Annotated in this window: 17 protein-coding genes; 5 read left to right on the forward strand and 12 right to left on the reverse strand. The window is 68.1% G+C overall.

The features are described from left to right. Positions 1–3: 3 nt before the first annotated feature. Genes tal through pgl form a run of 5 tightly spaced genes read left to right on the forward strand, consistent with a single transcriptional unit; the run spans position 4 to position 5,993 of the window. Positions 4–1,113 (forward strand): transaldolase, encoded by a 1,110-nt coding sequence (gene tal / locus DCE93_RS07885; protein ID WP_108595404.1) that lies wholly within the window; start codon positions 4–6, stop codon positions 1,111–1,113. Then, a complete protein-coding gene (locus tag DCE93_RS07890) occupies positions 1,110–2,714 on the forward strand; it encodes a glucose-6-phosphate isomerase (RefSeq protein WP_108595405.1) in 1,605 nt (534 codons plus the stop codon). Before tal ends, DCE93_RS07890 begins: the two co-directional genes overlap by 4 nt. Positions 2,715–2,728: 14 nt before the next feature. Then, positions 2,729–4,270, forward strand: coding sequence for a glucose-6-phosphate dehydrogenase (gene zwf / locus DCE93_RS07895; RefSeq protein ID WP_108595406.1), 1,542 nt, complete (start codon positions 2,729–2,731; stop codon positions 4,268–4,270). Beyond that, positions 4,267–5,226 carry a glucose-6-phosphate dehydrogenase assembly protein OpcA gene (locus tag DCE93_RS07900; protein ID WP_108595407.1) on the forward strand — a complete coding sequence of 320 codons (960 nt, stop codon included), beginning with the start codon at positions 4,267–4,269 and terminating at the stop codon, positions 5,224–5,226. Before zwf ends, DCE93_RS07900 begins: the two co-directional genes overlap by 4 nt. Next, positions 5,223–5,993: a 6-phosphogluconolactonase gene (pgl, locus tag DCE93_RS07905; protein WP_108595408.1), complete on the forward strand. Its 771-nt coding sequence runs from the start codon at positions 5,223–5,225 to the stop codon at positions 5,991–5,993. Before DCE93_RS07900 ends, pgl begins: the two co-directional genes overlap by 4 nt. 100 nt (positions 5,994–6,093) lie before the next feature. Here pgl and DCE93_RS07910 read toward each other — a convergent pair whose 3' ends face one another. The 12 genes from DCE93_RS07910 to coaE all read right to left on the reverse strand — a co-directional run bounded on the left by DCE93_RS07910 (position 6,094) and on the right by coaE (position 20,494). Next, a complete protein-coding gene (locus DCE93_RS07910) occupies positions 6,094–6,459 on the reverse strand; it encodes an RNA polymerase-binding protein RbpA (protein ID WP_108595409.1) in 366 nt (121 codons plus the stop codon). A 13-nt stretch (positions 6,460–6,472) separates the two neighbouring features. Beyond that, a complete protein-coding gene (gene secG / locus DCE93_RS07915; RefSeq protein WP_108595410.1) occupies positions 6,473–6,724 on the reverse strand; it encodes a preprotein translocase subunit SecG in 252 nt (83 codons plus the stop codon). 108 nt (positions 6,725–6,832) lie between these two features. Beyond that, positions 6,833–7,621, reverse strand: a complete 789-nt coding sequence (tpiA, locus tag DCE93_RS07920) for a triose-phosphate isomerase (RefSeq protein WP_108595411.1) — start codon at positions 7,619–7,621, stop codon at positions 6,833–6,835. Then, the gene (locus tag DCE93_RS07925) at positions 7,612–8,826 is read right to left on the reverse strand and encodes a phosphoglycerate kinase (protein WP_108595412.1); all 1,215 of its coding nucleotides are present in this window, start codon (positions 8,824–8,826) and stop codon (positions 7,612–7,614) included. Before DCE93_RS07925 ends, tpiA begins: the two co-directional genes overlap by 10 nt. An 11-nt stretch (positions 8,827–8,837) precedes the next feature. After that, positions 8,838–9,842, reverse strand: a complete 1,005-nt coding sequence (gene gap / locus DCE93_RS07930; protein WP_108596657.1) for a type I glyceraldehyde-3-phosphate dehydrogenase — start codon at positions 9,840–9,842, stop codon at positions 8,838–8,840. A gap of 96 nt (positions 9,843–9,938) precedes the next feature. Continuing rightward, the gene (locus tag DCE93_RS07935) at positions 9,939–10,565 is read right to left on the reverse strand and encodes a superoxide dismutase (RefSeq protein ID WP_108595413.1); all 627 of its coding nucleotides are present in this window, start codon (positions 10,563–10,565) and stop codon (positions 9,939–9,941) included. Positions 10,566–10,767: 202 nt separating this feature from the next. After that, positions 10,768–11,748, reverse strand: a complete 981-nt coding sequence (whiA, locus tag DCE93_RS07940; RefSeq protein WP_108595414.1) for a DNA-binding protein WhiA — start codon at positions 11,746–11,748, stop codon at positions 10,768–10,770. Positions 11,749–11,787: 39 nt separating this feature from the next. Then, complete coding sequence (gene rapZ / locus DCE93_RS07945) at positions 11,788–12,663, reverse strand: RNase adapter RapZ (RefSeq protein WP_108596658.1); 876 nt, start codon at positions 12,661–12,663, stop codon at positions 11,788–11,790. Between the two features lie 35 nt (positions 12,664–12,698). Beyond that, positions 12,699–14,723: an excinuclease ABC subunit UvrC gene (gene uvrC / locus DCE93_RS07950; protein WP_108595415.1), complete on the reverse strand. Its 2,025-nt coding sequence runs from the start codon at positions 14,721–14,723 to the stop codon at positions 12,699–12,701. Positions 14,724–14,727: 4 nt separating this feature from the next. Continuing rightward, complete coding sequence (gene uvrA / locus DCE93_RS07955) at positions 14,728–17,619, reverse strand: excinuclease ABC subunit UvrA (protein ID WP_108595416.1); 2,892 nt, start codon at positions 17,617–17,619, stop codon at positions 14,728–14,730. 164 nt (positions 17,620–17,783) lie between these two features. Beyond that, complete coding sequence (uvrB, locus tag DCE93_RS07960) at positions 17,784–19,850, reverse strand: excinuclease ABC subunit UvrB (RefSeq protein ID WP_108595417.1); 2,067 nt, start codon at positions 19,848–19,850, stop codon at positions 17,784–17,786. A gap of 29 nt (positions 19,851–19,879) precedes the next feature. Next, positions 19,880–20,494 (reverse strand): dephospho-CoA kinase, encoded by a 615-nt coding sequence (gene coaE / locus DCE93_RS07965; RefSeq protein WP_108596659.1) that lies wholly within the window; start codon positions 20,492–20,494, stop codon positions 19,880–19,882. Positions 20,495–20,599 lie beyond the last annotated feature (105 nt).

Consider the following 20,599-nt stretch of genomic DNA (forward strand, 5'->3'; position numbering starts at 1 on the left):
CACATGACCAGCTCCCCCACCGCAGCCCTCTCGGAGGCCGGCGTCAGCATCTGGCTCGACGACCTGTCCCGTGAACGCATCGCCTCAGGCGACCTCGCCCGCCTCATCGCCGAACGCGACGTCGTCGGCGTGACCACCAACCCGACGATCTTCGCCGGCGCCCTGGCGAAGGGCGAACGCTACGACGACCAGGTGCACGAACTCGCCGCCGCCGGCGCCGACGTCGACACCGCGGTCTTCGAGATCACGACCGACGACGTGCGCGACGCAGCCGACGTCTTCCGCCCCGTGTACGACCGTTCGAGCGGCTTCGACGGCCGCGTCTCGATCGAGGTCGCCCCCGGACTCGCGCGCGACACCGCCGGCACGATCGCCGAGGCCAAGGCGTTGTGGGCCAAGGTCGACCGCCCGAACGCCATGATCAAGATCCCCGCGACCGTCGAGGGTCTCGATGCGATCACCGAGGCCATCGGGTCGGGCATCAGCGTGAACGTCACCCTCATCTTCAGCCTCGACCGGTACCGTCAGGTCATCGAGGCCTACCTCGCCGGCCTCGAGCAGGCCAAGGCCGCAGGACTCGACCTCTCGACCATCCACTCGGTGGCATCGTTCTTCGTCTCGCGCGTCGACACCGAGATCGACAAGCGGCTCGTCGCGATCGGCACCGACGAGGCGCTCGCACTGAAGAGCAAGGCGGGGGTCGCCAACGCCCGTCTCGCGTACGAGCTCTTCGAGCAGGAGTTCGGCGGCGAACGCGCCTCGGCACTGCTCGCGGCCGGCGCCAACCGCCAGCGTCCGCTCTGGGCGTCGACCGGTGTGAAAGACCCTGCACTCCCCGACACGCTGTACGTGACCGAGCTCGTCGCGCCCGGCGTCGTGAACACGATGCCCGAGAAGACCCTCGAGGCGACCTTCGACCACGGCGTCATCACCGGCGACACGGTCACCGGCGCATACACCCAGGCCGCCGAGGTGCTCGACGCCCTCGCAGGCGTCGGCGTCGACTACGACGACGTGACCCTGGTGCTCGAGAACGAGGGCGTCGACAAGTTCATCGTCTCGTGGAACGAGTTGCTCGACACGGTCCGCGGCGCGCTGGAGGCAGCGCGATGAGCTTCCGCATCTCCGTCAGCGGGCCTGCGGCCGAGGCGGTGCGCCGCACCGTGCCGGCCCTCGTCGCCGACCTCGTCGCGAGCGGCATCACGGCTCAAGACGCCGCGCTCTGGGGCCCGGCGGCCGAAGAGGAGTCCGCGAAGCGGCTCGGCTGGACCGAGGCCGTCGCCGTCTCACGCCCCCTCGTCGCCGAGATCGAAGCGCTCCGCGCAGAACTCGACGCAGCGGGAGTCGACCACATCGTGCTCGCCGGCATGGGCGGCTCGTCGCTCGCGCCCGAGGTCATCACGCGCACGACGAACGTCGACCTCACGGTGCTCGACTCCACCGAGCCCGGCCAGGTGCGCGCCGCCCTCGCCGACCGCCTCCAGACATCCGCTCTCGTCGTCTCGTCGAAGTCGGGCTCGACCGTCGAGACCGACAGCCAGCGTCGCGTCTACGAGCAGGCCTTCCGCGACGCGGGCATCGACCCCGCCACGCGCATCATCGTGGTGACCGACCCGGGCTCGCCGCTCGACGAATCGGCCCGCGCCGCCGGCTACCGGGTGTTCAACGCCGACCCCAACGTCGGCGGTCGATACTCGGCACTCACGGCGTTCGGACTCGTGCCCTCCGGTCTCGCCGGCGTCGACATCTCCGAGATCCTCGACGAGGCCGAGACGATCGAGCTCTCACTCGCCGTCGACAGCCCCGAGAACCCCGGGCTCGTGCTCGGCGCAGCGATCGCGGCGACGACCCCCCTGCGCGACAAGCTCGGCATCATCGCCGACGGCACCCACATCGTCGGGTTCGCCGATTGGGCCGAGCAGCTCATCGCCGAATCCACCGGCAAGGCGGGCACCGGCCTTCTCCCGGTGGTGCTCGGTGTCGACGCGCCCGAGCTCGGAGAAGACCTTCCCGACCTGCAGATCGTGCGACTCGTCGACGATGCCGGCGACCAGATCTTCGGTCACGACGAGTCGGGCGAGATCCGGGTCTCGGGCACCCTCGGCGCCCAGTTGCTCGTGTGGGAGTACGCGACCGCGGTCGCGGGCCGTCTCCTCGGCATCAACCCGTTCGACCAGCCCGACGTGGAGTCGGCGAAGATCGCCGCACGCGGCCTGCTCGACGCCCGACCCGAACCTGCCCCGGCGGCCTTCGTCGAGAAGGGCATCGAGGTGCGCGGCACCCCCGAGGTCATCGGCGCATCGAGCGATCTGGCCTCGGCCGTCGATGTGCTGCTCGAAGAACTGCCGATCGACGGCTACCTCTCGATCCAGGCCTACGTCGATCGAGTGGCGCACCCCGAGCTCGAGCGGCTCCGCGATCTCCTCGCCGCGCGCTCCGGCCGGCCCGTCACGTTCGGATGGGGGCCCCGGTTCCTCCACTCCACCGGACAGTTCCACAAGGGCGGGCCGGCGGTCGGTGCGTTCCTGCAGATCACGCAGACCCCTGCCGACGACCTCGCGATCCCCGAGCGTCCGTTCACCTTCGGTCAGTTGATCGCGGCGCAGGCCTCCGGCGATGCGAGTGTGCTCGCCGACCACGGCCGGCCGGTGCTCACCCTGACTCTCACCGACCCCTCGGCCAACGCGGCGGCCCTGTTCGACGCCGCCAGCTGATCACCGGAGGAACGATGCAACCGGCCGCGATCACCGCGCAGCACAATCCGCTCCGCTCCCCCAAGGACTACCGGCTGAACCGCATCGCGGGTCCGTCGAGCCTCATCATCTTCGGCGTGACGGGCGACCTGTCGCGCAAGAAGTTGATGCCGGCGGTCTACGACCTGGCGAACCGGGGCCTGCTGCCGCCGGGATTCGCACTCGTCGGGTTCGCCCGGCGCGAGTGGGCCGACCAGGACTTCGAGCGAGTCGTGCACGACTCGGTCAAGGAGTACGCGCGCACCGAGTTCCGCGAAGACGTGTGGCGGCAGCTGGCCCGCGGCATCCGCTTCGTCCCGGGTGATTTCGACGACGACGCGGCCTTCGACCGGCTCCGCACCGTCGTCGAGGAGCTCGACCGCGAGCGCGGAACGATGGGCAACCACGCGTTCTACCTGTCGATCCCGCCGAAGTCGTTTCCGCTCGTCACCGAGCAGCTCAAGCGCTCCGGCCTCACCGAGCAGTCCGACGATCAGTGGCGTCGTGTCGTCATCGAGAAGCCGTTCGGCAGCGACCTGAAGACGGCCCGCGAACTGAACGACGTCGTGGCCTCGGTGTTCCCGCCCGACTCGGTGTTCCGCATCGACCACTACCTCGGCAAGGAGACCGTCCAGAACATCCTGGCGCTCCGCTTCGCGAACCAGCTCTACGAGCCCATCTGGAACGCCAACTACGTCGACCACGTGCAGATCACCATGGCCGAAGACATCGGGGTGGGCGGTCGCGCCGGCTACTACGACGGCATCGGTGCCGCGCGCGACGTGATCCAGAATCACCTGCTGCAACTGCTCGCCCTCACGGCGATGGAGGAGCCGATCTCCTTCGAGGCGGGCGACCTGCGCGCCGAGAAGGAGAAGATCCTCGCGGCGGTGCGTCTGCCCGAAGACCTCGCGAGCGGCACGGCGCGCGGGCAGTACTCCGGCGGCTGGCAGGGCGGCGAGAAGGTCATCGGGTTCCTCGACGAAGATGGCATGAACCCCGAGTCGACGACCGAGACCTATGCCGCGATGAAGCTCACGATCGGCACCCGGCGATGGGCGGGTGTGCCGTTCTACCTTCGCGCCGGCAAGCGGCTCGGCCGCCGGGTCACCGAGATCGCGGTCGTGTTCAAACGCGCCCCGCAGCAGGTGTTCGCCGACAGCCAGACCTCCCAGCTCGGCCAGAACGCGCTCGTCATCCGCGTGCAGCCCGACGAGGGGGTCACGATCCGTTTCGGTTCGAAGGTGCCGGGTGCCGGCATGCAGGTTCGCGACGTCACCATGGACTTCGGCTACGGCCACGCGTTCACCGAGGCGAGCCCCGAGGCCTACGAGCGCCTGATCCTCGACGTGCTGCTCGGCGACCCGCCGCTCTTCCCCCGCCAAGAGGAGGTCGAGCTCTCGTGGAAGATCCTCGACCCGATCGAGGAGTTCTGGGCGACGCAGGGCCAGCCCGAACAGTACCGACCCGGCACCTGGGGCCCGGCCTCCGCCGATGAACTGCTCCAACGCGACGGACGAAGCTGGAGACGCCCATGATCGTCGATCTGCCCGACACGACGACGAGCCAGGTCTCCAAGACCCTGGTCAAGATTCGGGAGGAGGGCGGTGTCGTCGCCCTCGGCCGCGTGCTCACGCTCGTCATCGCGACCTCGCCCGGTGCCGAGGAAGAGGCGATCGAGGCGGCCAACGACGCCTCGCGCGAGCATCCGATGCGCGTCATCGTCGTCTCCACCGAGCCCGGAACCGAGACCTCGGAGGTGCCGCCGCGCCTCGACGCCGAGATCCGCGTCGGCGGTGACGCCGGCGCGAGCGAAGTGATCGTGCTGCGCGCGTGCGGCGATGCGGCCCGCGATGAGGAGAGCCTTGTCATGGCGCTCCTGCTCCCCGACGCTCCGGTCGTCACCTGGTGGCCGGGCGCCGCCCCAGAAGTTCCGGGGCGTTCGGCGCTCGGGCGCATCGCACACCGTCGAATCACGGATGCCTCGGCCCAACCCGATCCGCAGGCGGCGCTCCGCGCGCTCGCCTCGACGTACACGCCGGGAGACGCCGATTTCGCCTGGACCCGGCTGACCCTGTGGCGGGCCCAACTCGCCGCCGTGCTCGACCAGCCGCCGTACGAGCCGGTCACTGCGGTGCAGGTCACCGGAGCGATCGACTCGCCGTCGACCACCCTGCTGGCGGCGTGGCTCCGGCTGGAGCTGAACGCACCGACCGAGTACGAACTCACCGGTGCCGAGGCGGGCGTCCACGGCCTGCACGGCGTGCGGCTGGTGCGCGACGGCGGTGCCATCGAGCTCATCAGGGACGTCCCCGGCATCGCGACCCTCCAGCAACCGGGTCAGCCGCTGCACGACCTCGCGCTGCCGCGCCGCACCCTGCGCGACTGTCTCGCCGACGAACTTCGGCGGCTCGACCCCGACGAGCTGTACGGTGAAGTCATCACGAGCGGGCTCGAGCTCCTCGGCACCGGCAACGAAGGAAGCGTGGCATGACCAACGAACGACGCGTGCTCGTGCACCCCGACAAGGGCTCGCTCGCGGGCTCGGTCGCCGCACGATTCATCACGAAGCTCCTCGACATCCTCGACACGCAGGCCGTCGCGCACGTCGTCCTCACCGGCGGTTCGATGGGCGGCACCGTCCTCGCCGCGGTCGGCGCCTCGCCGGCGCACACCTCGATCGACTGGTCGCGCGTGCACTTCTGGTGGGGCGACGAGCGCTGGCTCCCTGCGGGCGACGCGGAGCGCAACGACGAACAGGCGAGGGTCGCGTTCCTCGGCGAACTCGACATCCCGGACGGAAACACGCACCCCTTCCCCGCATCCGACTCCGGCCTCGAGCTCGACGCCGCGGCCGAGGTGTACGCCGCAGAGCTCGCGTCGCACGGCGTCGATGGACTGGCGCATCCGCTCTTCGACATCACGTTCCTCGGCGTCGGGCCCGACGGGCACATCGCCTCGCTCTTCCCGCACCGTTCCGACATCCAGGTCGTCGACCGCACGGTGATCCCCGTGCGCAACTCGCCGAAGCCGCCGCCCGAGCGGCTGAGCCTCACCCGGCCGGTTCTCAACTCGTCGCAACGCGTCTGGTTCGTGCTCGCAGGTGCCGACAAGGCTTCGGCACTCGGCCTCGCCCTGGCGGGCGCGAGCCGCGATGAAGTGCCGGTCGCCGGCATCAAGGGACGTCGCCGCACCGTGTTCTTCGTCGATGCCGATGCCGCGTCGGAGGTACCGGAGTCGCTGATCGCTCGCGACTACTGATCGCACCGTCTGCGGGAGTTCGCCAGCTTCGGACGGCACCGCGCACACACGCAGAAAGGGTCGGCCCACGGGCCGACCCTTTCTGCGTGTGCGAACCGAGTTACTTCTTCGGTGCCTGACCGCGACGGGTACGCAACTGGGTGAGTGCGTCGTCGAGCAGCGCGGCCGCCTCTTCGTCGGTGCGACGCTCCTTCACGTAGGCGAGATGCGTCTTGTACGGCTCGAGCTTCGAGACCGACGGCGGGTTCTCCCGGTCGCGGCCGGCCGGCAGACCGGTCGACGGGCTGTCGATCGTCTCGGGGATCTCTTCTTCGGGCAGGCTGGCGGCGAAGTGGCGCACGGTCTCGTTGCCGTGGGCGTCCCAGTAGCTGATCGCGACGCGATCGGCGTGGAAGCCGCGGTCCTGTTCGCCCATGGGGCCCGCTCCGACGCGTGACCCGCGGATGGCGCTGTTTCCTGATGCCATGATGGTACTCCCGTCAGATTCCGGCGTCGAACTTGGTGATGAGCCCCAGCACGACGATGCAGGTGACCCACACGAGCCCGAGGATGACCGTGATGCGGTTCAGGTTGCGCTCGGCGACACCGGATGCACCGAGGCTCGACGTGACGCCGCCGCCGAACATGTCCGACAGACCGCCACCACGCCCCTTGTGCAACAGGATGAGCAGCGTCAGCAGCAGGCTCGTGAGACCGAGCAGCACCTGCAGGACGACCTGGAGAATCTCCACGGGTTGAACCTTTCCGGGCACGACAGATGGGTCGATGCCGACAATCGAGTATAGCGGGATACGCCGTCGTGCCCGGGAGCGCAATCGCGCGCTCCCGGGCACTCGCGTTCAGGCGCCGACGTGCTTCTTGAACCGCACGATGCTCGAGAACTCGTCGATGTCGAGGCTCGCGCCGCCGACGAGCGCGCCGTCGACGTTCGGCTCGCGCAGGAACGAGGCGATGTTCGCCGCCTTCACCGAGCCGCCGTAGAGCACGCGAGTCGACTGGGCGACCTCTTCGCCGAGGAGTTCCACGAGGAGCGCGCGAAGCGCGGCCGCGACCTGCTCGGCCTGGGCCGGCGTCGCCGCCTGGCCGGATCCGATCGCCCAGACGGGCTCGTAGGCGACGACGAGGCCCTTCGAGCCGTCGACGCCCTCGAGCGCCGCCCGCAGTTGGGCGACCGGCACGGCACTCGGCCCGTGCGTCTCGAGGTCGTCGGCGGTCTCGCCGACGCAGACGACCGGCACGAGACCGTGGCGGTGCGCCGCCGCGACCTTGGCGTTGACCTCTGCGTCGGTCTCACCGTGCAGCGTGCGCCGCTCGGAGTGGCCGATGATGACGTACGTGCAGTCGAGCTGCGCCAGGAACGCGCCCGAGATCTCGCCGGTGTATGCACCTGAGTCGTGCGCCGAGACATCCTGCGCGCCGTACCCGATGGGCAGGGAGTCGGCCGCGACGAGCGTCTGCACCGAACGAAGGTCGGTGAACGGCGGGAACACGGCCACCTCGGCATCGGCGAAGTCGTGCTTCGCGTCGGCGAGGGCCCATGCGAGCTTCTGCACGAACGCGATCGCCTGCAGGTGGTCGAGGTTCATCTTCCAGTTGCCTGCGATGAACGGGGTGCGCTTCACTGCCATCCGAGGACCTCCAGTCCGGGGAGCTTCTTTCCTTCGAGGAACTCGAGGCTCGCGCCTCCGCCGGTCGAGATGTGACCGAACTGTGCGTCCTCGAAGCCGAGTTGGCGAACGGCGGCCGCCGAATCGCCGCCGCCGACGACGCTGAGTCCGTCGACCTGGGTGAGCGCCTCGGCGACCACGCGGGTTCCCGCTGCGAACGGGGCGAGTTCGAACACGCCCATCGGCCCGTTCCAGAACACCGTCTTCGAACCCCGGATGCGGTCCGCGAAGGCGGCCGCCGTCTCAGGGCCGATATCGAGCCCGAGACCGGATGCTCCGAACGGCGTCTGCTCGATGGCCTCAGCCGGTGCAACGACGTGCTCGGCGTCGGCCGAGAACGACGCCGCCACGACGACGTCGCTCGGCAGGACGATGTCGACGCCGCGCTCAGCCGCCTCCGTCAGGTAGCCCTGCACCGTTTCGATCTGGTCGGCCTCGAGCAGGCTCGAACCGACCTTGTGCCCCTGGGCGGCGAGGAAGGTGAACAGCATGCCGCCGCCGACCAGCAACGCGTCGACTCGCGGCAGCAGGTGCGCGATGACGCCGAGCTTGTCGGAGACCTTCGAACCGCCGAGCACGACCGTGTACGGGCGCTCGGGGTTCTCGGTGAGCCGGTCGAGCACGTCGAGCTCGGCCGCGATGAGCAGGCCGGCCGCGCTCGGGCGCAACTGCTCGAGCTCGAAGACGCTCGCCTGCTTGCGATGCACGACGCCGAATCCGTCGGAGACGACCGCATCGGCGAACTCGGCGAGCTCTCCGGCGAACGCCGTGCGCTCGGCCTCGTTCTTCGAGGTCTCGCCGGGGTTGAACCGCAGGTTCTCGAGCACGAGCACCTCGCCGTCGCCGAGCGCCGCGACCTTCGACGCGGCATCCGCTCCGACGGTGTCGGCCGCGAAGGCGACCGGTGCGTCGAGCAGTTCGCCGAGGCGGGCCGCGACCGGCGCGAGGCTGTATCGGGGGTCGGGTGCGCCATCGGGGCGCCCGAGGTGGGAGACCACGATCACGCGGGCGCCTTGGGCGACGAGCGCCGCAAGGGTGGGGACCGACGCCCGCACGCGGCCGTCGTCCGTGATGACCGTGTCCCGGAGGGGGACGTTCAGGTCACAACGGACGACGACGCGCTTGCCGGCGAGCGGACCGAGGGAGTCGATCGTTCGCAGGGTCACTGGTTCTCGATTCAGAGACGGTCGGCGACGTACTCGGTCAGGTCGACGAGACGGTTGGAGTAACCCCACTCGTTGTCGTACCAGCTCGAGAGCTTCACCTGGTCGCCGAGAACGCGGAGCAGGCCGGCGTCGAAGATCGAGGAGTGCGGGTCGGAGACGATGTCGCTCGAGACGATCTCGTCTTCGGTGTACTTCAGGATGCCCTTCATGGGCCCCTCGGCAGCGGCCTTGTACGCGGCCTTGACCTCGTCGACGGTCACGGGGCGCGACGAGGTGACCGTGAGGTCGGTGATCGAACCGGTGGGCACGGGCACGCGCAACGCGAAGCCGTCGAGCTTGCCGACGAGCTCGGGCAGCACCAGGCCGATGGCCTTGGCGGCACCGGTCGAGGTCGGCACGATATTGACGGCGGCGGCGCGGGCGCGGCGCAAGTCTTTGTGGGGGCCGTCCTGCAGGTTCTGGTCGGCGGTGTACGCGTGCACCGTGGTCATCAGGCCGCGCTCGATGCCGAAGTTGTCGTTGAAGACCTTCGCGAGCGGTGCCAGGCAGTTGGTCGTGCACGAGGCGTTCGAGATGATGTGGTGACGCTCGGGGTCGTAGTCCTGCTCGTTGACGCCCATGACGAACGTGGCGTCTTCATCGGTCGCGGGAGCAGAGATCAGCACCTTCTTGGCGCCGGCCTCGATGTGCTTGCGAGCGTCGGCGGCCTTCGTGAAGAACCCGGTCGATTCGATGACGATGTCGACGCCGAGCTCGCCCCAGGGCAGGTTCGCGGGGTCGCGCTCGGCGAACGCCTTGATGGCCTTGCCGTTGACGATGATGTTGTCGTCGTCGTACTCGACCGTGGCGTCCAGGCGACCCGTGATGGAGTCGTACTTCAGGAGGTGGGCGAGCGTCTTGTTGTCGGTGAGGTCGTTCACGGCGACGATCTCGAGGTCTGCGCCCTGAGCGAGGGCGGCGCGGAAGTAGTTGCGGCCGATACGACCGAAGCCGTTGATGCCGATCTTTACAGACACAGATGTCTCCTGGTTGACGATGGCGCGAACGCGCACTTTCACTGGTGAACTGGTCGGACGGCAGTGTCCCCGGATGGGCCCGGGGACACCATCCGTTTACGACAGTAGCAGCAGCCCTGAGGTCTTCTCACCCGCCGTCTGGAACCGCTTCTGGACGTTTTCCCAGTTCGCGATGCCCCAGAACGCCTTGACGTAATCGGCGCGCACGTTCTTGTAGTCGAGGTAGTACGCGTGCTCCCAGACGTCGAGCATGAGCAGCGGCACGATGCCGGCGGGCAGGTTGCCCTGCTGGTCGAAGAACTGCACGATGATCAGGCGTTCTCCGATGGAGTCCCACGCCAGCACCGCCCAGCCCGAGCCCTGCACGCCCAGCGCGGTCGCCGTGAAGTGCGCCTGGAACTTGTCGAAGGAACCGAAGTGGTCGTCGATCGCCGCGGCCAGCTCACCGGTGGGCTTGTCACCGCCGTCGGGCGAGAGGTTCGTCCAGAAGATCGAGTGGTTGACGTGGCCGCCGAGGTTGAAGGCAAGGTCCTTCTCGAGCTTGTTGACGTTCGCGAGGTTGCCCGAGTCACGGGCCTCGGCGAGCTGGGCGAGTGCGGTGTTCGCGCCCGTCACGTACGCCTGGTGGTGCTTCGAGTGGTGCAGCTCCATGATCGTGCCGCTGATCGCCGGCGCGAGCGCCGAGTAGTCGTAGGGCAGATCGGGGAGGGTGTAGTCAGCCATTGCTTCTCCTTGTCAGATGCGCCGGGGCGTCCGGGCGTATCCCCGGGGTTCCGCGGCTGCCTTCCGAGTCTATGCCCGCCGCGCGGAGGCACGCCAAGTGTGCACGGGGGTTGACACTGCATGACGCGCAGCGCGCTCGCGAACCCGGTTCACCGAGCCTGCCGTCACGGGCGGGACCAACGGGCGACCTGGGGCCGTCGCCTCAGACCTCGTCGAGATCCGCCGGAAGACTCGCTTCGGTGCCCGGCACGCCGAGGTCGGCGGCGCGCTTGTCGGCCATGGCGAGCAGGCGGCGGATACGGCCTGCGACCGCGTCTTTCGTCATCGGCGGGTCGGCGTAGTGGCCGAGTTCGTCGAGACTCGCCTCACGGTGCGAGAGCCGAAGCTCACCCGCGTACTTCAAGTGGTCGGGGATCCCGTCGCCGAGCAGTTCCATCGCACGCTCGACTCGAGCGCACGCCGCAACGGCGGCCTGCGCCGATCGGCGCAGATTCGCGTCGTCGAAGTTCACGAGGCGATTGGCCGTGGCACGCACCTCGCGGCGCTGGCGCAGCTCCTCCCAGTTGCGCACCGTGTCGGTGGCCCCCATCACGGCGAGCATCGCGCTGATCGCCTCCCCGTCACGGATGACGACGCGGTGCACGCCGCGCACCTCTCTCGCCTTCGCCGAGATGCCGAGCCGGCCGGCCGCACCGACGAGCGCCATCGCGGTCTCATTGCCGGGGCAGGTGACCTCGAGCGCGGCCGAGCGGCCCGGATCGGTCAAGCTCCCCTTGGCCAGGAACGCGCCGCGCCAGATCGCCGCCACCTCGTCGCGGGATCCGGTCGTGAGCTTGTTCGGCAGACCGCGCACCGGGCGGCGTCGCGCATCGAGCAGTCCGGTCTGGCGAGCGAGAGTCTCTCCCCCGTCGAGCACACGCACGAGGTATTGGTTCGAGCGCCGCATACCCGTCGGCGAGATCACCGAGACATCCGGGCGCACCCCGTAGATCTCGGCCAGGTCACGAGTCACCCGTCGCACTAGGGTCGGCGAATCGAGCTCCGCTTCGATCGCGATGCGGTTCGAGATGATGTGCAGTCCGCCGGCGAACCGCAGGATCGATGCGAGCTCAGCGATCCTGACCCCCGTCTTGGACACCTCGACGCGCGCCAGTTCCTCTTTCACGTCAGCGGTCAGTGCCACTTCGTCGTCCCATCTCTCATCTTGTCGCGTGGCCGTCGATCACTCGCGGCCGAGATCCCGGTCTTTCACACTCACCACGACACCGGGCAATGCGGCGATGCGCTCGCTCAGCTCGCGCACCAGGGCGACGGAGCGGTGCTTGCCGCCGGTGCATCCGATCGCGATCGTGGCATGTCGTTTGTTCTCACGCTGGTACCCGGCGAGCACGGGCTCGAGCGCCTTGGCGTACGCATCGAGGAACTCGACCGCGCCGGGCTGGCCCAGCACGTACTCGGCGACAACCGCATCGTTGCCGGTGAGATGGCGGAGTTCGGGAACCCAGAAGGGATTCGGGAGGAACCTGGCGTCGGCCACGAGGTCGGCGTCGGAGGGCACGCCGTACTTGAAACCGAAGCTCTCCATGGTGATGCGAAGCCCGGCATGGCCGGCTTCGGCGAACGTCTCGGTGACGAGGTTCGCGAGCTGGTGGATGTTCAGGTCGGAGGTGTCGACAAGGATGTCGCTCGCTCCGCGCAACTCGGCGAGTCGCCCACGTTCGGCTCCGATGCCGTCGAGCAGCGTGCCGTTGCCCTGCAATGGGTGCGGGCGTCGCACCGACTCGAACCGCCGAACGAGCACGGCGTCGGTCGCGTCGAGGAAGACGACGCGAACGTTGACGCCCGTGCGCAGCGCCTGGATGATCTCGCGCAGCTCCGAGAAGAAGTCGCCGCCGCGAATGTCGACGATCGCGGCGATGCGCGGCAGTGACGTGCCGGCCCGTTCGACGAGTTCGACGAGAGGGCGCAGCATCTGCGGCGGCAGGTTGTCGACGACGTACCAGCCCAGGTCTTCGAGCGCATTGCCGACGGTGGAACGCCCCGCGCCAGACATGCCCGTGACGATCAGCATCTCCTGCTGTTCGGAATCAGCGGTCATCATGTCGAGGCCCCCTTCCGTGTCGACACCCAAGCCTATCGGGGTGCGGGGGCCACATCCGCGTGCAGGGCGCGGTGCACGGTCGCCGCAAGCGTCGGGCCGATGCCCTTCACCTCGGCGATGTCGGTCTCGGATGCCGCGCGCAGCTGCTTCACGGAGCCGAAATGCCGCAGCAGCTCCTTCACCCGCGACGGCCCGAGCCCCGGGATATCGGACAGCACACTGCCGATGTCGCGCTTCCGGCGCTGCCGCTGATGGGTGATCGCGAAGCGGTGCGCCTCGTCTCGCACCCGCTGGAAGAGGAAGAGCGCGTCGCTGTTGCGGGGCAGGATCACCGGGTAGTCGCCGTCGGGCGTCCAGATCTCTTCGAGGCGCTTGGCGATGCCGCACAGGTAGATGCCCTCGACACCCGACTCCTCGAGTGCCCGCGCGGCGGCGGCGACCTGCGGCTGCCCGCCGTCGACCACGAGCAGATTCGGACGGTAGGCGAACCTCTTTCGACGATCGGATGCCGCGGCATCCGTCTCGCCGTCGCTCGCCGCGATCTCGGCTGAGACGCCTGCTGCCGCGCCGCCGACTGCGGCGTCGAGTTCACGGCCGTCTGCGGCACCGACCCCGATCGACCCCGGGTCCGACTCGATCGGCGAACCGATCGAGTCGGGCGCCTTCAGGTATGCGAGCCGTCGCGTCAGCACCTGGTGGATCGAGTCGGTGTCGTCGGTGGAATTCGGAATGGTGAAACGGCGGTACTCGTCTTTGCGCGGCAGCCCGTCTTCGAAGACCACCATCGACGCGACGATGTTCGTGCCGCTGAGATGGGAGACGTCGTAGCACTCGATGCGCAGCGGCGCGTCGGCCATGCCGAGCGCCTCCTGGATGTCTTCGAGGGCGCGGGAACGTGTCGTGAAGTCGGCGCTGCGCCGCGTCTTGTACAGCATGAGCGTCTGCTTCGCGTTCTGCGTCGCCGTTGCCAGCAGTGCCGCCTTGTCGCCGCGTTGCGCGGCGCGCAATCGCACCTTGCGCCCGGCGATCGATCCGAGCCAGGTCTCGACCGCATCGGCGTCGTCGGGCAGTTCGGGAACGACGACCTCGGCGGGCGGGACGATGCCATCGCCGTAGGCGTTCTGCACCACCGAGTCGACGAGGTCGCCGAGCGGCACATCGAGCTCCTTGTCGACCGTCCACGAGCGGACACCGCGGATCCGGCCTCCGCGCACGATGAACAGCTGCACCGCAGCAGCCAGTTCGTCGTGATCGATGCCGAACACGTCGATGTCGACCTTCTCGCCGAGCACGACCGCGCTCTTCTCGAAGAACGACGTCGCCGCCTGCAACCGGTCTCGCAATCGGGCCGCCGACTCGTAGTCCTGCACGGCCGCGGCCGCCCGCATGCGCTGCGTGAGTTCACCGATGATGCGCCGGTCTTGATTCTGCATGAAGGACACGAAGCGATCGACGTTCTCGCGGTGCTCCTCGATGCTCACGCGGCCCGAGCACGGACCGAAGCAGCGCCCGATCTGCCCGGCGAAGCAGGGCTTGCCGCTGGCCATCGCGCGGCGGTAGTCGGAGTCTTTGCAGGTGCGGATCGGGAACAGCTTGAGCAGGATCTCGAGCGTCTCGTTGACCGCCCAGACCTTCGGGTACGGCCCGAAGTACCGAGCGCCGCGAATGTTGCGATTGCGGGTGACGACCGCTCGCGGCGCCTCGTCGCCGAGTGTCACGGCGAGGTACGGATAGGACTTGTCGTCTTTGAACTGCACGTTGAACGGCGGATCGAACTCGTTGATCCAGGTGAACTCGAGCTGCAGCGCCTCGACCTCGTTGGCGACGACCGTCCATTCGACGGAAGCGGCCGTGGTGACCATGCGGCGCGTTCGTTCGTGCAGTGTGCGCAGCGGAGCGAAGTAGTTCGACAGCCGCGCGCGCAGGTTCTTCGCCTTGCCGACGTAGAGCACACGCCGATCAGCGTCACGGAAGCGGTAGACACCCGGAGCGGTGGGAATCTCGCCCTTCTTCGGGCGATACGGGACGCCCTCGGTGCTCGACAGAACTGTGCTCATCGCCTCAGCTGGCGACCGCAGCGCGCGTCGACGCCGCGTCGAGGATGTCGCGCAGGAAGTACCCAGTGTGGCTCTCGGACACCGCGGCGACCTCTTCGGGCGTGCCCGTCGCCACGATCTGGCCGCCGCCCGAGCCGCCTTCGGGCCCGAGGTCGATGACCCAGTCGGCCGACTTGATGACGTCGAGGCTGTGCTCGATCACGATGACCGTGTTGCCCTTGTCGACGAGCTTGCCGAGCACCTTGAGCAGCTTCTGCACGTCTTCGAAGTGCAGGCCGGTCGTGGGCTCGTCGAGCACGTAGACGCTGCGGCCGTTCGAGCGCCGTTGCAGCTCGGTCGCGAGCTTCACCCGCTGCGCCTCGCCACCCGACAGGGTCGTGGCGCTCTGGCCGAGCTGCACGTAGCCGAGTCCGACGTCGACGAGTGTCTTGAGGTACCGGTGGATGGCCGAGATCGGTTCGAAGAACTCGGCCGCCTCGCTGATCGGCATCTCGAGCACCTCGGCGATGTTCTTGCCCTTGTAGTGCACCTGCAGGGTCTCGCGGTTGTACCGCTGGCCGCCGCAGACCTCGCACGCGACGTAGACGTCGGGCAGGAAGTTCATCTCGATCTTGATCGTGCCGTCGCCGGAGCATGCCTCGCAGCGCCCGCCCTTGACGTTGAAGCTGAAGCGACCGGGCAGGTAGCCGCGGGCCTTCGCCTCGGTCGTCTCGGAGAAGAGGTTGCGGATGCGATCGAAGACGCCCGTGTACGTGGCGGGATTCGAACGGGGGGTGCGCCCGATCGGCGCCTGGTCGACGTGCACGACCTTGTCGAGCTGATCGAGTCCCGTGACCCGGCGATGCTTGCCCGGCACCTTGCGCGCACCGTTGAGGCGGTTCGCGAGCACCCGATAGAGGATGTCGTTGACGAGCGACGACTTGCCCGACCCGCTGACGCCGGTCACTGCGGTCAGCACGCCGAGGGGGAACTCGACGTCGACGCCGCGCAGGTTGTTGGCCTCTGCACCCTGCACGACGATTGTGCGTTCGGGATCGATGCGGCGCCGCTGCTCGGGCATCGCGATCTCTTTGCGGCCCGAGAGATAGTCGCCGGTGAGGGAGCGCGTGTTCTTCACGAGGTCGGCATAGCTGCCGGAGTGCACGACGGTGCCGCCGTTGACCCCCGCGCCCGGGCCGATGTCGACGATCCAGTCGGCGGTGCGGATGGTGTCTTCGTCGTGCTCGACGACGATCAGGGTGTTGCCGAGATCGCGCAGCGCGATAAGCGTGTCGATGAGGCGTCGATTGTCGCGCTGGTGCAGGCCGATGCTCGGCTCGTCGAGCACGTAGAGCACGCCGGTGAGCCCCGAGCCGATCTGGGTGGCGAGTCGGATGCGCTGCGCTTCTCCCCCGGAGAGAGTGGCCGCTGCCCGCGACAGATCGAGATAGCTGAGGCCGACGCGGATCAGGAAGTCGAGGCGCAGCTTGATCTCTCGCAGCACCTGCGCCGCGATCGCCTGCTCGCGATCGGTCAGTTCGAGCCGGTCCATGAATGCGCGGGCGTCGGTGAGGCTCAGGAGCCCGACATCGGCGATGCTCGCGTCGTGGATGAGCACCGAGAGCACCTCGGGCTTCAGCCGCTTGCCGTCGCAGACCGGGCACGGCACCTCGCGCAGGTACTCCGACCAGCGGGCCCGCTGCACATCGGTCTCGGCCTGGAGGTACTGGCGCTCGATGTAGGGCACCACGCCCTCGAAGCCCGAGGTGTAGCTCATCTCGCGGCCGTACCGGTTGCGCCATTTCACCTTGACCTCGAAGTTGTCGCCGCGAAGCACCGCCTGTCGGGCGACGTCGTCGAGCTCCTCCCACGGGGTGTCGAGCGAGAAGTCGAGGTCGCGGGCGAGGCCGCCGAGGAGCTTCTCGTAGTAGTTGTAGAGGCTCTTGCCCTGCGACGTCCACGGCAGGATCACGCCTTCGGCGATGCTGAGACTCTGATCGCCGAGCAGCAGCGAATCGTCGACCGACATGCGGGTGCCGAGGCCCGAGCACTCGGGACAGGCTCCGAACGGCGCGTTGAACGAGAAGGTTCGCGGCTCGATCTCGGTGAGCTGGATCGGGTGCTGGTTCGGGCACGAGAGCTTCTCGGAGAAGGTCGCCCACGCGGCCGGGCCGGTCTCGTCGACATAGTTGACCTGCACGAGCCCATCGGTCAGGCGCAGCGCCGTCTCGAGGGAGTCGGTGAGGCGCCCGAGCAGTTCGGGGCCGGCGACGAGCCGGTCGATGACGACCGAGATGTCGTGCTTGACCTGCTTCTTCAGCTTCGGCGGTTCGTCGAGCCGGATGACGTCGCCGTCGACGACCGCCCGCGAGTACCCCTGCGCGGCGAGATCGCGGAAGAGGTCGACGAACTCGCCCTTCTTCTTCGACACGACCGGGCTCACCACTTGGTAGCGAGTGCCCTCGGGCAGCTCCATGAGCTGGTCGGCGATCTGCTGCACCGTCTGGCGCTGGATGCGCTCGCCGCACACCGGGCAGTGCGGCACGCCGATGCGCGCCCAGAGCAGGCGCATGTAGTCGTAGATCTCGGTGATCGTGCCGACGGTCGAGCGCGGGTTGCGGTTGGTGGACTTCTGGTCGATCGACACCGCCGGGCTCAGCCCCTCGATGAAGTCGACGTCGGGTCGGTCGACCTGGCCGAGGAACTGCCGGGCGTAGGCCGAGAGCGACTCGACGTACCGTCGCTGCCCCTCGGCGAAGATCGTATCGAAGGCGAGCGATGACTTGCCGGAGCCCGACAGACCCGTGAACACGACCATCGCGTCGCGCGGAATCTCGACGTCGACGTTCTGCAGGTTGTGCACGCGGGCACCGCGAACACTCAGGTGCGAATGGGCATCGAGACGTGAAACTGGCACCCTTCGAGTTTAGAGAGCACCACCGACATGGATGCCTCGACTGCACGTGCTCTGAGCGAACATACGTTCGAACGAGCGAAGCAACCCGGCCTCGAGCAGCGCTGAGCCTGCGACGCGGAACCGCCGACTCACCTGCCGTTTCGGGCGAGCGGCATACCGATCGTTCAACCGAGGTGCCCAGCCTTCTCCATCTGCCGGAGCTCCCGTTTCAGGTCTGATACCTCGTCGCGCAGGCGCCCGGCGAGCTCGAACTTGAGCTCGCCGGCCGCGACCAGCATCTGGTCGTTGAGATCGCGGATGAGGTCTTCGAGATCGTTCGCACCGGCCGCTGCGATGCCCTCGCGGCGGAGGTTCGGTACTGACGTCTTCTTCTTCGCGTCGCGGCCCGCGAGGAGCGCGGCCGTATCTGCTTCTTCGCGCGCGAGCACGTCGGTGATGTCGGCGATGCGCTTGCGGAGCGGCTGCGGGTCGATGCCGTTGACGCGGTTGTACTCGATCTGGCGATCACGGCGCCGCGTCGTCTCGTCGATCGCCGATTTCATCGAGTCGGTGAGGACGTCGGCGTACATGTGCACCTCGCCGGAGACGTTTCGCGCGGCTCGGCCGATGGTCTGGATGAGCGAGGTCGACGACCGGAGGAACCCCTCTTTGTCGGCGTCGAGGATCGCGACGAGCGACACCTCGGGCAGGTCGAGACCTTCTCTGAGGAGGTTGATTCCGACGAGGACGTCGTAGACGCCGGCTCGGAGTTCGGTCAGCAGCTCGACGCGACGCAGCGTGTCGACATCGGAGTGGAGATACCTCACTCGCACCCCGGCCTCGGTGAGGAAGTCGGTGAGCTCTTCGGCCATCTTCTTCGTGAGCGTCGTGACGAGCACTCGCTCGTCACGCTCGGCCCTGGCCCGGATCTCTTCGAGCAGGTCGTCGATCTGACCCTTCGAGGGCTTCACGACGATGTGCGGGTCGACGAGGCCGGTGGGCCGGATGATCTGCTCCACCACGCCATCGGCGATGCCCATCTCGTAGCGCCCGGGCGTGGCCGAGAGGTACACGGTCTGCCCGACACGGGCCTTGAACTCGTCCCACTTCAACGGCCGGTTGTCGAGTGCGCTGGGCAGGCGGAACCCGTGCTCGACGAGCGTGCGCTTGCGAGAGGAGTCGCCCTCGTACATCGCACCGATCTGCGGCACCGTCACGTGCGATTCGTCGATGACCACGAGGAAATCGTCGGCGAAGTAGTCGAGCAGGCAGTGCGGCGCCTCGCCCGCCTGACGGCCGTCGATGTGCCGCGAGTAGTTCTCGATGCCCGAGCAGAATCCGATCTGCTCCATCATCTCGAGGTCGAACGTGGTGCGCATTCGCAGTCGCTGCGCCTCGAGCAGCTTGCCCTCTCGCTCGAGCTCGGCGAGTCGCTCTTCGAGTTCGATGCGGATGGTGCCGATCGCGCGCTGCATCACCTCGGTGCTCGCCACGTAGTGGGACCCTGGGAAGACCGGCACCGAGTCGAGCTTCGCGACCACCTGCCCCGTCAGCGGGTGCAGGCTGTAGAGCGCTTCGATCTCATCGCCGAACATCTCGATGCGGATCGCAAGCTCTTCGTAGATGGGGATGATCTCGATGGTGTCGCCGCGCACCCGGAAGTTGCCGCGCGAGAAGTCGACGTCGTTGCGCTGGTACTGCATCGAGACGAACTTGCGGATGAGCCAGTCGCGATCGACGCGCTGCCCCACCTGCAGCGGCATCATCGCGCCGAGGTACTCCTCTGGCGTGCCGAGACCGTAGATGCACGAGACCGATGACACGACGACGACGTCGCGACGGCTCAGCAACGAGTTGGTGGTCGAGTGCCGCAGCCGCTCGACCTCGGAATTGATCGAGGAGTCTTTTTCGATGAAGGTATCGGTCTGCGGCACGTATGCCTCGGGCTGGTAGTAGTCGTAGTACGACACGAAGTACTCGACGGCGTTGTTGGGCATGAGCTCGCGGAACTCGTTTGCGAGCTGGGCCGCGAGGGTCTTGTTGTGCGCGAGCACGAGCGTCGGCCTCTGCACCTGTTCGATGAGCCACGCGGTCGTCGCGGACTTGCCGGTGCCGGTGGCGCCGAGCAGCACGACGTCGGTCTCACCCGCATTGATACGCCCCGCGAGTTCGGCGATGGCCGCGGGCTGATCGCCGCTGGGAGTGTACTCGCTGATGACCTCGAAGGGCCGAACGGAACGGGTGGCCTGCATGCGCTCCAGTCTACGAGCGCCCGCTGACACTACGCCCGGGAGCGGCGCTCCTCGTTGATGCGGTGCCAGAGCGCGTCGGTCTGGCTCATCGTATGGGCCAGCGAACCGTCGGTGTCGATCACGACGTCGGCGATCGCGAGCCGGGCGGTGTTGTCGACCTGCGCATCGACCCGCGCCTCGGCCTGGTTCTGCTCGAGGCCGCGAAGTTCGACGAGGCGCTCGACCTGGGTGCGGCGCGGCGCGTTGGTCACGACGATCAGGTCGAAGGGGTGGTCGACGGCGGCCTCGATGAGCAGGGGCACGTCGTAGACCACGACAGCATCGGGGTCGTCTTGCTCGGCCTTCGCGATGAGCCGGTTGGAGAGCTCGCGAACCGCGGGGTGCACGATCGCGTTCAGCTTCTCGAGGGCGACCGGATTGCCGAAGACGTGTTCGCCGAGCTTCGCACGATCGAGCGACCCGTCACGGCGAAGCACGTCGGGGCCGAACTCCTCGACGACCGCCGCGAGTGCCGGGGTGCCAGGCTCGACCACACGACGAGCGAGCTGGTCGGCATCGATGTGCACGGCGCCGTGCTCGTAGAGCCGGCGCGCGACAGTGGATTTTCCTGAGGCGATGCCGCCCGTGAGGCCGATCAGATACACGCCCACCACTCTAGCCGTGCGATCGCCGGGCGCGGCGTCCACCGAGGGCACCGTGTACGCCGGAAGGCCGGCCCCCCGAGGGGACCGGCCTTCCGTATCGCGGAT

This window comes from Agromyces badenianii, assembly GCF_003070885.1.
Lineage (GTDB): Bacteria > Actinomycetota > Actinomycetes > Actinomycetales > Microbacteriaceae > Agromyces > Agromyces badenianii.

Excerpts from the sequence above, each read along its gene's own strand:
- uvrC (WP_108595415.1), bottom strand. The coding sequence starts at position 14,723 with ATGAGCACAGTTCTGTCGAGCACCGAGGGCGTCCCGTATCGCCCGAAG.
- DCE93_RS07890 (WP_108595405.1), top strand. The coding sequence starts at position 1,110 with ATGAGCTTCCGCATCTCCGTCAGCGGGCCTGCGGCCGAGGCGGTGCGC.
- uvrB (WP_108595417.1), bottom strand. The coding sequence starts at position 19,850 with ATGCAGGCCACCCGTTCCGTTCGGCCCTTCGAGGTCATCAGCGAGTAC.
- zwf (WP_108595406.1), top strand. The coding sequence starts at position 2,729 with ATGCAACCGGCCGCGATCACCGCGCAGCACAATCCGCTCCGCTCCCCC.
- DCE93_RS07910 (WP_108595409.1), bottom strand. The coding sequence starts at position 6,459 with ATGGCATCAGGAAACAGCGCCATCCGCGGGTCACGCGTCGGAGCGGGC.
- DCE93_RS07900 (WP_108595407.1), top strand. The coding sequence starts at position 4,267 with ATGATCGTCGATCTGCCCGACACGACGACGAGCCAGGTCTCCAAGACC.
- tpiA (WP_108595411.1), bottom strand. The coding sequence starts at position 7,621 with ATGGCAGTGAAGCGCACCCCGTTCATCGCAGGCAACTGGAAGATGAAC.
- DCE93_RS07935 (WP_108595413.1), bottom strand. The coding sequence starts at position 10,565 with ATGGCTGACTACACCCTCCCCGATCTGCCCTACGACTACTCGGCGCTC.
- rapZ (WP_108596658.1), bottom strand. The coding sequence starts at position 12,663 with ATGACCGCTGATTCCGAACAGCAGGAGATGCTGATCGTCACGGGCATG.
- tal (WP_108595404.1), top strand. The coding sequence starts at position 4 with ATGACCAGCTCCCCCACCGCAGCCCTCTCGGAGGCCGGCGTCAGCATC.
- pgl (WP_108595408.1), top strand. The coding sequence starts at position 5,223 with ATGACCAACGAACGACGCGTGCTCGTGCACCCCGACAAGGGCTCGCTC.